Annotated in this window: 11 protein-coding genes; 4 read left to right on the top strand and 7 right to left on the bottom strand. The window is 76.3% G+C overall.

Annotated elements, in window-relative coordinates:
* The first annotated feature begins 36 nt into the window (after positions 1 to 36).
* The gene (locus KGD84_RS16540) at positions 37 to 1,605 is read left to right on the top strand and encodes a PucR family transcriptional regulator (RefSeq protein WP_220561335.1); all 1,569 of its coding nucleotides are present in this window, start codon (positions 37 to 39) and stop codon (positions 1,603 to 1,605) included.
* A gap of 48 nt (positions 1,606 to 1,653) precedes the next feature.
* Complete coding sequence (locus KGD84_RS16535; protein WP_220561334.1) at positions 1,654 to 2,355, top strand: pentapeptide repeat-containing protein; 702 nt, start codon at positions 1,654 to 1,656, stop codon at positions 2,353 to 2,355.
* Here KGD84_RS16535 and KGD84_RS16530 read toward each other — a convergent pair.
* Positions 2,339 to 3,166, bottom strand: coding sequence for an SDR family oxidoreductase (locus KGD84_RS16530; RefSeq protein WP_220561333.1), 828 nt, complete (start codon positions 3,164 to 3,166; stop codon positions 2,339 to 2,341). The two genes, KGD84_RS16535 and KGD84_RS16530, sit on opposite strands and share 17 nt — an antisense overlap.
* 74 nt (positions 3,167 to 3,240) lie before the next feature.
* Between KGD84_RS16530 and KGD84_RS16525 the strand changes: the two genes are divergently transcribed.
* Entirely contained in the window at positions 3,241 to 4,209 is a 969-nt protein-coding gene (locus KGD84_RS16525; RefSeq protein ID WP_220561332.1) for an AraC family transcriptional regulator, read from the top strand.
* Here the strand turns inward: KGD84_RS16525 and KGD84_RS16520 are convergent.
* The 5 genes from KGD84_RS16520 to KGD84_RS16495 form a co-directional block, all read right to left on the bottom strand.
* The gene (locus tag KGD84_RS16520; protein ID WP_220561331.1) at positions 4,177 to 5,136 is read right to left on the bottom strand and encodes a helix-turn-helix domain-containing protein; all 960 of its coding nucleotides are present in this window, start codon (positions 5,134 to 5,136) and stop codon (positions 4,177 to 4,179) included. The two genes, KGD84_RS16525 and KGD84_RS16520, sit on opposite strands and share 33 nt — an antisense overlap.
* A gap of 19 nt (positions 5,137 to 5,155) precedes the next feature.
* On the bottom strand, positions 5,156 to 6,124 hold the full coding sequence (locus tag KGD84_RS16510) for an alpha/beta hydrolase fold domain-containing protein (RefSeq protein ID WP_220561330.1): 969 nt from the start codon (positions 6,122 to 6,124) through the stop codon (positions 5,156 to 5,158).
* A 104-nt stretch (positions 6,125 to 6,228) separates the two neighbouring features.
* Positions 6,229 to 7,143, bottom strand: a complete 915-nt coding sequence (locus KGD84_RS16505) for an aminoglycoside phosphotransferase family protein (protein ID WP_220561329.1) — start codon at positions 7,141 to 7,143, stop codon at positions 6,229 to 6,231.
* An 11-nt stretch (positions 7,144 to 7,154) separates the two neighbouring features.
* On the bottom strand, positions 7,155 to 8,312 hold the full coding sequence (locus KGD84_RS16500) for an endo-1,4-beta-xylanase (protein ID WP_255646603.1): 1,158 nt from the start codon (positions 8,310 to 8,312) through the stop codon (positions 7,155 to 7,157).
* A gap of 3 nt (positions 8,313 to 8,315) precedes the next feature.
* On the bottom strand, positions 8,316 to 9,569 hold the full coding sequence (locus KGD84_RS16495; RefSeq protein ID WP_220561328.1) for a cytochrome P450: 1,254 nt from the start codon (positions 9,567 to 9,569) through the stop codon (positions 8,316 to 8,318).
* A 283-nt stretch (positions 9,570 to 9,852) separates the two neighbouring features.
* On the opposite strand from KGD84_RS16495, the gene KGD84_RS16490 reads away from it, so the two are divergent.
* Complete coding sequence (locus KGD84_RS16490) at positions 9,853 to 11,691, top strand: serine/threonine protein kinase (protein ID WP_220561327.1); 1,839 nt, start codon at positions 9,853 to 9,855, stop codon at positions 11,689 to 11,691.
* 7 nt (positions 11,692 to 11,698) lie between these two features.
* Here the strand turns inward: KGD84_RS16490 and KGD84_RS16485 are convergent, their stop codons facing one another.
* On the bottom strand, positions 11,699 to 12,907 hold the full coding sequence (locus tag KGD84_RS16485) for an FAD-dependent oxidoreductase (RefSeq protein ID WP_220561326.1): 1,209 nt from the start codon (positions 12,905 to 12,907) through the stop codon (positions 11,699 to 11,701).
* Between the last annotated feature and the right edge of the window lie 7 nt (positions 12,908 to 12,914).

The following is a 12,914-nucleotide window of genomic DNA, read 5'->3' as shown; positions in this document are numbered from 1 at the left end:
GACCATCATCGACACACGGACTCAAGAGGGACGTTCATGCGTCTTGGCGATTTGATCGCGGTCGAGCGGCTGCACCTGCGCTTCCTGGCGGGGGCGGAGGAGGCCGACCGCGAGGTGGGGTGGGCCTACACCACCGACCTGTTGGAGCCCGCGCGGTATCTGCGCGGGGGCGAGCTGGTGCTCACCGGGATGATGTGGCGTGAGGGTCCAGGGGACTCGGACCGGTTCGTGGCGTCGGTGGAGTCGGCCGGCGCGGTGGCGATCGGGGCGGGGACGGCGCTGGGCTCGGTGCCCGAGGACCTGGTGCAGGCGTGCCTGCGGCGGGGGATGCCGCTGGTGGAGGTTCCGCCGGAGACGTCGTTCGGCGCGGTGACGGAGGAGGTGCTGGGCTCGCACACCCGGCGCCGGTTCGCGGGGCTGGCGCGGCACCGGGACCGGTTGCGCCAGGCGGTGGCGGAGGTGGCCGCCGGCGCGGATTTCGCGGAGGTGTTCGCGCGGGCGTCGGCGCAGGTCGGGGTGCGCGCGTGGGTGGTCTCGCCGACGGGCCGGCTGGTGGCCGGCGACGGCGCGGGGCTGGGCGCGGCCGAGCGGGAGTGGCTGGCGGCCCGGGCCCTGGCGTGGCCGCTGCTGCCGCACACCACTCGGGTGCCGGGGGCCGGGGAGGCGGTCGTGACGGTGCGGGAGGTGGCCACGTCGCGGTCGCATCCGCTGTCGCGGTGGCTGCTGGTGTGCGCCGGCGACGAGGCGGTGTGGTCGGAGGAGGAGCGCGAGACGGTCGCCGAGCTGGGGTCGGTGGCGGTGCTGGCCCGGGGGCGGGTGGAGGACCGGTGGAGCACCGAGGCCCGGCACCTGGAGGGGGTGGCCCGGCTGCTGGCGGCGCAGCGGTTCGACGAGGTGGCGGCGCTGCTGCGGGGCACTCCGCAGGGCGGGGGCGAGGACCACGTGGTGGTCAGCGCCGTGATGCTGCCCGCGCCGCGGGCGGGCGAGCTGACCCGGCACGTGGTGGCCGAGCTGGTGGCCGACCTGCCCGGCGCGGTGGTCACCGGGGACGGGGACGGCGACACGCTGGCGCTGGTCCCGGTGCCCGCGGGCGGCGACCCCCGGGAGGCGGCCGAGCGGGTGCGCACGGTGCTGGTGGCCGGGGCCCGGGTGCTGGAGGGCGGCCTGCTGGACCACCGGTTGGCGCTGGGGTCGTCCTCGGCGGCGCGCGGGGTCCCGGAGCTGCGGGGCGCGGCGGTGGAGGCCCGGCACGCGCGGCGGCTGGCGGAGCTGCGGGGCGGGCGGTGGCGGGTGATCGCGGGGGCGGAGATCGACTCCCACGAGCTGCTGCTGGCGTCGGTGCCGGAGGAGGTGCAGAGCTCCTACCGGGAGCGGCTGCTGGGCCCGCTGGTGGCCTACGACCGGGACCACCGGTCGGAGCTGGTGGAGACGCTGGAGCGGTTCCTGGAGCACTCGGGGTCCTGGCAGCGGTGCGCGGCGGCGATGCACGTGCACGTGAACACGCTGCGGTACCGGATCGGCCGGGTGGAGGAGCTGACCGGCCGGGACCTGAGCAACCTGGAGCACCGGGTGGACCTGTTCCTGGCGCTGAAGCTGCGCGACTGAGCGGTTCCGGCGGCGCGTTGTCGGCGGTGCACGGTAGGGTGCGCGCCCATGGGCACGGATGTTTCTCGGGAGTCGTTGCAGGGCGCGGATCTGGCGGGGGCCGATCTGCGGGAGGAGTGGGGGAGCGCGGGGGGCGCGCCCCGGGAGCTGGTGGGGTGCGACCTGTCGGGGGCGGACCTGCGCGGGGTGGACCTGGCCGAGGCGGTGGTGCGGGACTGCCGGCTGGACGGGGCGCGCCTGGAGGGCGCGGAGCTGGAGGGGACCCGGTTCGTCGGCGGCGGGGCCGCGGGGGCGGTGTTCGGCGGGGCCGAGTGCACCGAGGCGCGGTTCGAGCGGGTGGACCTGGCCAACACCCGGTGGCAGGGGGCGCTGCTGACCGACGCGGTGTTCTCGGGGTGCCGGATGACGGGGGCGGGGCTGACGTCGCTGCGCGGGGTGGGGTACGCGTTCGACCACTGCAACCTGATGCTGGCCCGGTGCAAGGGCATCGACCTGCGGGGCCGGGTGCTGGAGGGGCTGCGGCTGGACGAGGCGGACCTGTCGGCGGCGGACCTGCGCGAGACGGTGTGGGTGGACTCGCGGCTGCGCGGGGCTTCGCTGGTCGGGGCGAGGCTGGCGGGCGCGGACCTGCGCGGCGCCGACCTGGGCGAGTTCACGGTGGAGCAGGCGCAGTACCTGCGCGGGGCGATGATCGGCCCCGCGCAGGCGCGCCTGCTGCTGGGAGCGCTGGGGATCACCCTCGCCGACTGAGGGTGTCCTCCAGGGAGCGGGGCGGGCGGCCCAGGGCGTCCTCCACCCCGGTGGACGGGTGGGCCTCGCGCCCGCGGGCCAGCGGGCCCATGAGGTCGGCCAGCACCTCGGCGAGGTCCGCGGGGACGCCGGCCCCGGTCTGCTCGGCGATGAAGGCGTCGGGGGTGACGGGGGTGTGGACCACCGTGCGGCCGGTCGCGGCGGTGAACACCCGGGCGACCTCGTGCAGGGTCAGGGGGCGCGGCCCGGTCAGCTCGTAGGTGCGGCCCTGGTGCCCGTCGCCGGTGAGGGCGGCGACGGCGACCTCGGCGATGTCGTCGGCGTCGACGAACGGGCACGCGCCCTCCCCGGTGGGCAGGCGCAGGTCCCCCGCCTCGACCAGGGGAGAGAAGAACCCCTCGGTGAAGTTCTGGGCGAACCAGGTGGGGCGCAGCACGGTCCATTCCAGGCCGCTGGCGGACAGGGCCTGCTCGCCCTGGAGGTGGCCGTTGTCGGTGTTGCGGCGGTCGGCGTAGTAGCCGGGGTCGTCGGAGCCGCGGGCCGAGAGCAGGACCATGCGCTCCAGGCCGCGGTCCCGGGCGGCGGCGACGAGCTCGGGGGTGTGCGGTTCGGTGTCGTTGGGGACGACGTAGGCGGTGCGCACCCCGTCCAGGGCGGCGTCCCAGGTGGCGGGGTCGGTCCAGTCGAAGCGGTGGGCCGCGCTGCGCGAGGCGACGCGCACGGCGCGGCCCCGCTCGGCGAGCAGGCGGGCGATGCGGCGACCGGTGGTGCCGGTGCCGCCGATGACCAGGATGGGGTCGGTGTTCGTCATGGGGGAAGTCCATCACCCCCGGCTGAGACGATCCATGGTCGCGAGTCTCGCCTGCATGTGCGATCGTCTACGGCATGGACGCACTCTCCGACCTCCTCGACGGGGTCCGGGCCCGCGGGGCCCTGTTCAGCCGTTCCCTGATGGAGCCGCCCTGGTCGGTGCGCTTCGACCACGCCCTGCCCCTGACACTGGTCACGATGGTGCGGGGCCGGGCCTGGGTCGCTCCCGGGCGGGGCGGCCCCCTGCCGTTGGAGGCCGGTGACATCGCGGTGCTGCGCGGGCCCGGCGCCCACACCGTCGCCCACCCGGCCGACGCCGCCACCACCTGCACCGTCCTGTCGGAACAGGTCTGCCTGGGGCCGGACGGCGAGCCCCTCGACGAGGACGTCGTGCTGGGGGTGCGCACCTACGGCCGGTCGTTCGACGCCCCCGACCTGCTGCTCAGCGGCGGCTACGACGTCACCGGGGAGGTGGGGCGGCGGCTGCTGTCGGCGCTGCCGGAGGTGCTGGTGGTGCCCGCCGACGCCTGCCACGACCCGCTCACGCAGATGATCCTCAACGAGGTGGACTGCCAGGTGCCGGGCCAGCAGGTGGTGCTGGACCGGCTGCTGGACCTGGCGCTGGTCTCGACCCTGCGGACCTGGTTCGACCGGCCCGAGGCCGACCCGCCCGCCTGGTACACGGCGCTGGCCGACCCGGTGGTGGGGGCGGCGCTGCGGGCGGTGCACAACCGGCCCGACGCGGCGTGGACGGTGGCGGGGCTGGCCGAGGTGTGCGGGGTGTCGCGGGCGACGCTGGCCCGGGACTTCACGGCGCTGGTGGGGGTGCCGCCGATGGCGTACCTGGCCGAGTGGCGGATGACCCTGGCCGCGGACCTGCTGCGCGACACCGCCGAGACGGTGGGGGCGATCGCCCGCAGGGTGGGCTACGCGGACGCGTTCGCGTTCAGCGCCGCGTTCAAGCGGGTGCGCGGGGTGTCGCCGACCGACCACCGCCGGGGCGTGCGGGGGTCAGTCGGGCAGGTGGAGGCGGCGCACGTGTAGGGCCACCTGGAGGCGCAGCCTCCCCGGGACGGTGCGCACGCTCCAGCCCAGGAGGCGTTCCAGCCGTTCCAGGCCCTGCTGGGCGGTGGAGTGGTGCACGCCCAGCGCCGTGGCGGCCGCGCGCACGCTGGACGCGGTCGCCAGCGCGTCGGCCAGGGCGATCAGGGCGGTGGAGGTGCGGGCCAGCCGCTCCAGGGCGGTCACGTCGGGCGGGGGCGCGTCGCCGGGGGCGACGGTGTCGGCCAGGGGCAGCAGGGCGCCCAGGTGTTCGGCACGGACGAGGCGGGGGCCGGGGTCGGCGCCCGACCCGGCGGCGGTGAAGCGCAGGGCGCGGCGCGCGTCGGCCAGGGACGCGGGCAGGTCGGCGACCGGTACGGCCGGGCCCAGCCCGGCGCGGGCGGTGCCGGGGTCCTCGCCGGGGGAGAGCAGGCGCACCGGGCCCCGGCGGGGGGCCAGGACCGCGCGGCGGGCGGCGGGCCCGATCCCTGCGCGGCGGGCCGCGGCCAGGCGCTCGTCCTCGCCGCGGGCGGGGTCGGTGAGCACCGCCGCCAGGGGGAGGGCGGGGGCCGGGGAGCGGTCCAGGTGGTCCAGGACGGCGACCGCGGCACGCTCCAGCACCATGTCCAGGACCGGTCCGGCGGGGCCGGGCACCTCCAGCCACAGCAGGGCGGTCCCCGCGGTGGCGGTCGGCCAGGACGGGTCCGGGGGCGGCTGCGGGGCGCGGGTGAGGCGGCCGTCGGGCAGGGCGCGCAGGGACAGGGCGCGGGCCGGGTCCGTGAGCGCGGCGGGGTGCCCGGCCAGGGCGGCCGCACCGCGCACCAGGGGTTCCAGGCCGGTGCCGTGCAGCCGGTCGAAGTAGGCGATGACCTTGACGGCGTCCCCGGCCTGGGGGTCCAGTGCGCTGATGCGGCCCAGCAGTTCCCTCATGGAACCAGTGTGCCCTGCCTCACACGCCGAGGGTGCGGCGCAGCCAGGGAAGGCGTGCGGCCGTGGCCTGGCGGGACAGGGCGGCGTGCGGGGCGAAGGAGTCGAAGCCGTGGAAGGCGCCGGGCCACACGTGGAGTTCGGCGACGCCGCCCGCCCGCCAGATGCGGGCGGCGTAGTCGACGACCTCGTCGCGGAAGGTCTCGGCCGAGCCCACGTCCAGGAACGCCGGGGGCAGCCCCGACAGGTCGGCGGCGCGGGCGGGGGCGGCGTAGGGGGAGGTGTCGGGACCGCCCGCGGCCCCGCCCAGCAGGGCGTTCCAGCCGGTGTCGTTGGAGGTGCGGTCCCACACGCCCAGGCCCGCCATCTGGTGGGCGGAGACGCTGTCGTTGCGATCGTCGAGCATCGGGTAGATCAGCAGCTGCGCGGCCAGGGCGGGGCCGCCGCGGTCGCGGGCCAGCAGGGCGGTGGCCGCGGCCAGGCCGCCGCCGGCGCTGGCCCCGCCCACCACGACCCGGGCGGTGTCCAGGCCGTGGGCGGCGGCGCCGGAGGTGAGGTGGACCAGCCCGGCGTAGCAGTCCTCCACGGGGGTGGGGTGGGGGTGCTCGGGGGCGAGCCGGTAGCCGACGGAGGCCACCGCCAGGCCCAGTTCGCGGGCGGTGGCGAGCAGGTCGGGGATCTCGGGGCCGCGGTGGGTGCCCAGGATCATGCCGCCGCCGTGGATCCAGTACAGCAGCCCGGTGGGCTCGGTGGTCCAGGTGGGCCGCCACAGCAGCAGGGGGACGTCGGCGCCGTCGCGGCCCGGGAAGGTGAGGGCGTGCTCGGTGAAGTCGCCGCCGTGGGCGAAGTCGCCCTCGACCGGAAGGCCGGCGCGGGCGGTCCGGATGGCGTCGATGAGGTCGGGGGTGATGGAGGGGGTGATCTGGTCGCCGATCAGGGCCAGGGCGGCGGACAGCTCGGGGTCGAAGGGCGGCGGAGGCGGTGTGGTCAACGGAGGTCTCCCGTCGGTGTCGGTGCGCGGGACCCCATTGTGCGGACGCCGCCGGGCGGGGCGGTAGCGGCGTGCGGCGGGGTGGTGCCCGCCGTGTGGCGGGGTCAGGACCCCAGGGCGCGGGCCAGGGCGAGCATCTGCGCGGGGCGGGCGGTGTCGCCCTCCTCCAGGGACCAGACGGTGTTCTCCAGGACGCGGACCAGGGTCCAGGCGCGGGCCCGCTCCCGGTCGGCGCCGGTGGCCTCGGTGAGCAGGTCGAAGCGGCGGCGCAGCAGGCGCTCGGCGCCGGGGCCGGACGGGAAGCGGTTCCACAGGGCGGGCAGCAGCTCGTAGCCCGGGTCGCCGGCCAGGGGCTTGGGGTCGATGGCCAGCCAGGGGCCGCGGCCGGTGCCCGGGAGCGGGGCCAGGACGTTCTGGTAGTGCAGGTCCCAGTGCAGCAGGCGGTCCCCGGCCTCGGGGGCGACGGCGGCGGCCACACCCGCCCACCGGTCCAGGGCGGCGTCCAGGTCGCCGGGCGGGTCGGCGGCGGCCCGCAGGCGGCGGGCGCGGGCGACGAGGCGTTCGGTCATGGGGCCCAGGCGGCGCAGGCCGGGCGGCCCGGGGCGGGCGTTGAGGGTGGTGAGCAGTCCGGCGATGGTCTCCAGGGCCCGGTCGATGCCGTGGGCGTCGATGGTGGAGTCCAGGTCGCGGCCGGGGTCCAGGGCCTCCAGGAGCAGGTCGCCGCTGCCGGGGTCGTGGTCGAGGAGGCGGACGCAGCCGTCGCCGTCCCAGGCGCGCAGGGCGTCGGGTTCGCCGCGGGTCTCGGCGTCGACGGGCTGGATCTTGAGCATGGCCGGGCGGCCGTCGGCGGTGGTGACGGGCAGGACCAGGGAGACGGCGCCGTGCAGGGGGTCGCCGGCGGGGGCGAGGCCCCAGGCGTCCAGGCGCTCGGCGGCCCGGCGGGGCAGGTCGGCCACCCAGTCGGGCCCGCAGAAGCGGGTGAGGGCGGCGGCGACGCGGGCGGGCACACGGACGGTCATGGTGCCGCAGCCTAGCGGGCGGGGCGGGTGCGCCGACCGGGGTCGCCGGCCGGCGCCGGCCGGCGGCCGCCGCGCCGGGAGAGGGCGTCGACCATGCCCGACAGGGCGGGCTTGGGCCGGTAGGCGGTGTCGAAGGGCAGGGCGGCGTCGGTGCCGGGGAACCACTCGGGGATCCAGGAGTGGGCGTCGGTGACGCCCCAGACGGTCACGTTGACGCAGCCCTCGACCTCCAGGCAGGCGGCCAGGACGTCGCGGTACTCGCCGCGCTGCTCCCGCAGGTCCTCGTCGGTGACGGGCTCGGGGATGCGCACGTCCAGTTCGGTGACGGCGACCTCCAGGCCCAGGTCGGTGTAGCGGCGCATCTGGTCGGCGAGGTCCTCGGACACGTTGCCGTGCACGAAGTGGGACTGGAAGCCGATGCCGTGCAGCGGGACCCCGCGCTCGACCAGGTCCGACACCAGGGCGTAGAGGGCGTCGGCCTTGGGGCCGGCGGTCTCGATGCCGAACTCGTTGATGTAGAGCTCGGCGTCGGGGTCGGCGGCGTGGGCGCTGTAGAGGGTCTGGGCGATGTAGTCGGGGCCCAGGACCTCGTACCAGAGGTTGCGGCGCATGTCCGGGCCGCCGTCCTCCAGGGGCTCGTTGATGACGTCCCAGGCGGAGACGCGGCCGCGGTAGCGCTCCATGACGGTGGTGACGTGCTCGTGGACGACCGCGCTCAGGCTCTCGGCGTCCCAGTCGCCGCCGGCGAGCCAGTCGGGCTGCTGGTTGTGCCAGAGCATGGTGTGGCCGCGCACGTTGAGGCCGTTCTCGGCGGCGAAGTCGACGACGGCGTCGGGGCCGCTCCAGTCGAACTCGCCCCGTTCGGGCTGGACGTGCTCCCACTTCATGGTGTTCTCGGCGGTGACCGAGGTGTAGTGGTCCTCGACGATGCCCCGGTAGCGGCGGTCGTGGGCCAGGGGGTCGACGGCCACCGCGACGCCCAGGTCGATGCCCCGGGCGCGGGCGAGCCCGGGCAGCAGGTGGCCCTCCTGCTCTGGTTCGGGCAGGACGGCGACGAGGACGCCGGTGACCGTGAGGACGACGGCGCACAGGGCGGCGGCGGTCAACAGCACCCCCTTTCCGTTGACGGGCGCGGGCCTGCCGTGCCCGCTGGTGCGGTGCCCGGTCACCCCTCACCCCTCTCCCGTGGTGACGGGGAAGGCGGCCAGGCCGCGCAGGGTCGTGGTGGGCCGGTGGACGGGCCGGCCGGCGGGGCGCAGCCGCGGTGCCCTGGTGGCCAGGGCGTGCAGGGCGATGCGCCCTTCCAGCCGTGCCAGCGGCGCCCCCAGGCAGTAGTGGATGCCGCCGGAGAAGGCGAGGTGGTCGGATGCGTCGGTACGGGTGATGTCGAACCGGTCGGGGTCGGCGAAGCGGTCGGGGTCGCGTCCCGCGGCCCCGATGGAGCACAGGATGTAGCTCCCCCGGCGCAGTTCGTGTCCCATTATGGACGTGTCCCGGTTCACCCAGCGGGAGGTCATCTGCACCGGCGGGTCGTAGCGCAGGACCTCCTCGACGGTGTTCCCGGCCAGGCCGGGGTCGGCGGTGAGCAGGTCCCACTGGTCGCGGTGGCGCAGCAGGGCGGCGGTGCCGTTGCCGATGAGGTTGACGGTGGTCTCGAACCCGGCGACGAGCAGCAGCCGGCACATCGCGGCCATCTCCCGGGGGGTGATCTCCCCGGCGTCGGTGGCGGCGGTCAGGGAGGAGACGACGTCCTCGCGCGGGTCGGCGCGGCGCAGCCGCATCAGGTGGTCGAACAGGGCGTCCAGGCGGTCCGAGGCGTCCTGGATGCGGCGCAGGTGGCGGGCGGAGCGGGGCCCGTCCAGGGACGACCCGATGGCCGCGCCGATCTCCACGAACGCGGCGTGGTCGTCGTCGGGCACGCCCAGCAGCCGGGTGATGACCGCGATGGGCAGCGGCTGGGCGAAGTCGGCCATGAGGTCGAAGCGCCCCTTGGCCAGGGCGCGGTCCAGCAGGTCGTGGGTGATCTTCTCGATCTCGACGGCGTACCGCTCCATCATGCGCGGCGTGAACGCGGGCCGGGCCAGGGCGCGCAGCCGGGTGTGCTCGGGAGGGTTGCGGGTGAGGAAGGAGAGGTCGATCAGGTCCACGCCGGTCGGTTCGGCCGTGGGGCCCTCCGGGCGCACGCCTAGGGAGCGGTCGCGCAGGATGCCCTGGACGAGGGCGTGGGAGGTGGCGGTGCGGAACCCGAACCGGCTGCGGACGAGGGCCCCCTGGGCTCGCAGGCGCCGGTGGGTGGGGTAGGGGTTCGCGCGCCAGGGGTGGTGCATCAGGCGGGAGGCGTGGTCCCCCCGCTGGGCGGCGGCCCAGGTCATCGCCTGGAACATGCGCAGGCGGGCGTCGGTCCGCAGGGAGTTCAGGACCTGCATGGGCGCTCCTCTCGACGCTACGACCCTAGGCGGGCCGGGTGCGGGGGCGCTGCGGCCCGGGACGAGTTGGCCGATGCAGGCCAGGGGGGAACTCCCGGGGGCGGTGGGGCGTTGTCGGCGCACCGCGGGGGGAGCGGACCGCAGGTGCGGAGCGGCGCGCCCGACGGCGCGGGGCGCCGCGGGTCCGCGGGACCCGCCGGGTTGGCTACGATCGCTGGGGTCTGGTGCACGTGTGGTGTACGAGGCGCGACCAGACTCGGCGAATGCGGAAGGACTGAGGACGTTGGGTCCCCTTGAGAGCACCGATCCCGATCGCATCGGCCGGTACCGGTTGATCGCACGCCTGGGGGCGGGCGGTATGGGCCAGGTGTTCTTGGGCCGGTCCGCGGGCGGGCGGGCCGTGGCGATCAAGCGGATCCACCCGCACATGGCGACCGACGCCGCGTTCCGGGAGCGGTTCGCCCGTGAGGTGAACGCGGCCCGCCAGGTGAGCGGCGCGTTCACGGCGCCGGTGATCGACGCGGGCCCCGAGGACGAGGTGCCGTGGCTGGTCACCTCCTACGTCCCCTCCCTGCCGCTGGACGACGCGGTGGCGGCCCACGGCCCGCTGCCCGAGCCGACGGTGCGGGTGCTGGCGGCCGGCCTGGCCGAGGCGCTGGCGGAGATCCACCGGGTGGGGCTGATCCACCGGGACCTCAAGCCCGGCAACGTGCTGCTGGCCGAGGACGGGCCGCGGGTGATCGACTTCGGGATCGCGCGGGCCACGGACGGGACGGCGGCGACGCAGTCGATCATCGGCACGCCGGGGTTCATGAGCCCGGAGCAGGTGCAGGGGGAGACGCTGACCCCCGCCAGCGACCTGTTCGCCTACGGTGCGGTGCTGGCATACGCGGCCGGGGGCACGGGCCCCTTCGGCGAGGGGGCGATGCCGACGATGGTCATGCGGATCATCAGCAGCGAGCCGGACCTGTCGCGGGTGCCGGAGTCGCTGCGGCACCTGGTGGCGGCCTGCCTGAGCAAGGACGTGCGGGGCCGCCCCACGCCGGGCGAGATCCTGGACTACCTGGGCGAGGTGCCCGCCGGGGCCGCGTGGCTGCCGCCCGCGGTGATGGCGGGTGTGCAGGAGCAGGTGGCGACGGTCAACCGGGCGCTGTCGTCGGCGGAGCCGACCGGCGCCCACGGCCGCGGCGAGGGCTCCGCGGACCCGACACGGGTGTGGGGCGCGGTGGCCGGCGGTGCCGCGGGAGCGGCGGCCGGGGCGTGGGGCGACGACGCGGCCACGCGGGTGACGCCTCCCGCGGCCCAGGACCAGGGGGCGACCTCGGTCCTGGGACAGGGACAGGGACAGGGGTACGCGCCCACGCAGCAGTACGGCGCGGGCCAGGCCCAGGGCTACGACGCGACGCAGCAGGCGCAGCCGTACGGTGCCGGGCAGGGGCACGACTCCACCCGGCGGATGCCCGCGCAGGACCAGGGGTACGGCTCGGGGGCGTCCGCTCCGAACGACCCCTACGCCGACCTGTACGGGGGGCGGCGCGGGGCGCCCGGGGCCGACGCCGAGGAGCTGCGCCGCCGCGAGTACGAGCGCCACCAGGAGCAGCTGCGCGCCCAGCAGGAGCGCCAGGAGCAGGAGCGCCGCCGCCAGGAGGAGTACGCGGCCCAGCAGCGGCGCCGCCACGAGGAGCAGGTGGAGCACCGACGCCGCCAGGAGGCGGACCGGGCCCACCGCGAGCGGGTGCGCGCCGAGCAGGAGGCGGCGCGCCGGGCGCAGGCCGAGGCCCGCGAGGCGGGGCGGCCGAGCCTGTGGAGCTTCGCCAAGCTGCTGCCGCTGCTGATCCTGCCGTTCATCCAGATCCCGCTGGGGTACGGTGCGGCGCTGGCGTGGGAGTGGTTCACCACCGAGACCGACGTGTGGAACGGCTCGGTCTTCGTGTTCGAGCCCCTGTCGATGGACGGGTTCTGGCACGCGACGATGCTGGGCTACTTCATCCTCAACAACCTGGTGTCGCTGGAGTTCCTGGTGCGGTCGCTGCGGACCTCGTTCGTGACCGGCGCGGTGCTGGCGCTGGGCGTGATGGCGGCGACCAACGGGCTGCTGTACAGCTTCGGCTTCTGGGGCTGAGCGGCGTTCACCGGACGACCCCGGCGGGCCGGACCGGCCGGTCGGGGTCGATGCGGTGGGAGAACACCTCGCGGTGCGGGTCGGTGCGGGCGACGGCCCTGAACACCAGGGGCAGGGCGAGGTCGCGCAGGAACGCGCTGACGGCGTTTCCGGCGAGTTTGGGGGAGCCCTGGCGCCGTCCCAGGGCCACGACGCGTTCGACGCGGTCGCGGCGCAGGTGCTCGTAGGTGGCCAGGGCCTGTGCGGGGTCGTCGATGTCGCGCAGGCAGGAGGCCAGGACCAGGGCGTCCTCCAGGGCCTGGGAGGCGCCCTGCCCGCTGGAGGGGGCCATGGCGTGGGCGGCGTCGCCGAGCAGGCCGACGCGGCCCCTGCTCCAGCGGGGCAGCGAGGCGATGTCGTGGATGCCCGTCGGGGTGAACGCGGCGGGGTCGGCGTGGGCGAGGGCGGCGGCGATGTAGGGGGCGTCGCCGGAGAACCGGTCCAGGACGTACCGCTGCCAGCCGCCCGCGGGCGCGGGGGTGTCGGGCCCGACGTCCGGGTGGGGCAGGTTGACGAACCACAGGGCGGTCTCCTCCCCGGTCTGGTAGCCGAGGAAGGCGCGGCGGCCGAAGACCATGCGGGTGGTGCCCGCGGGGGTGGCGGGCAGCAGGTGCGCGGGCAGGGAGCCGCCCATGTTGAGCAGGCCGGTGTAGGCGGGGCCGGGTGCGGCGGGGTCCATGGTGCGGCGGACGGGGGAGTGGATGCCGTCGGCGCCGATGAGGACGTCGCCCCGGGCGGTGCCGCCGTCGGCGAAGGAGACGGTGACGTGGTCGCCGTGGTCGGTGTGGGAGACCAGCCGCCTGCCGTAGGCGACGGGGACCCCGGCCCGCGCGGCGGCCTCGGCCAGGACGGTCTGGAGTCGGCCGCGGGTGATGGTGCGGGTGCGCAGGCGGTCGCCGTGTTCGGCGGAGCCGTCGCGGAGGCGGCCCAGGACGCGGCCGCGGCCGTTGGTGAACTCGATGGTGTCGCTGGGGAAGGCGGAGTGGGCGATGACGTCCTCGCCCGCGCCCAGGGCGTGCAGGACGGCGAGCCCGTTGGGGGCCAGGCCCAGGTGGGAGCCCAGGCCGGCGGCGGGGCCGGGGTGGGCCTCGAAGGTCCGGACGTCGATGCCGGCCCGGCGCAGGGCCAGCGCCAGTGCGGGGCCGCCGATGCCGCCGCCGCTGACGAGTACGCGCATGATGGTC

The sequence above is a fragment of the Nocardiopsis changdeensis genome, from assembly GCF_018316655.1.
In the GTDB taxonomy this organism is placed as follows: Bacteria; Actinomycetota; Actinomycetes; order Streptosporangiales; family Streptosporangiaceae; genus Nocardiopsis; species Nocardiopsis changdeensis.
The sequence above is the reverse complement of the archived record's forward strand: the minus strand, read 5'-3'. Positions and strand labels throughout refer to the sequence as shown.

Bases quoted from the DNA above. Each gene is read 5' to 3' on its own strand.
- KGD84_RS16540 (WP_220561335.1), top strand. From the start codon at position 37: ATGCGTCTTGGCGATTTGATCGCGGTCGAGCGGCTGCACCTGCGCTTC.
- KGD84_RS16535 (WP_220561334.1), top strand. From the start codon at position 1,654: ATGGGCACGGATGTTTCTCGGGAGTCGTTGCAGGGCGCGGATCTGGCG.
- KGD84_RS16530 (WP_220561333.1), bottom strand. From the start codon at position 3,166: ATGACGAACACCGACCCCATCCTGGTCATCGGCGGCACCGGCACCACC.
- KGD84_RS16525 (WP_220561332.1), top strand. From the start codon at position 3,241: ATGGACGCACTCTCCGACCTCCTCGACGGGGTCCGGGCCCGCGGGGCC.
- KGD84_RS16520 (WP_220561331.1), bottom strand. From the start codon at position 5,136: ATGAGGGAACTGCTGGGCCGCATCAGCGCACTGGACCCCCAGGCCGGG.
- KGD84_RS16505 (WP_220561329.1), bottom strand. From the start codon at position 7,143: ATGACCGTCCGTGTGCCCGCCCGCGTCGCCGCCGCCCTCACCCGCTTC.
- KGD84_RS16495 (WP_220561328.1), bottom strand. From the start codon at position 9,569: ATGCAGGTCCTGAACTCCCTGCGGACCGACGCCCGCCTGCGCATGTTC.
- KGD84_RS16485 (WP_220561326.1), bottom strand. From the start codon at position 12,907: ATGCGCGTACTCGTCAGCGGCGGCGGCATCGGCGGCCCCGCACTGGCG.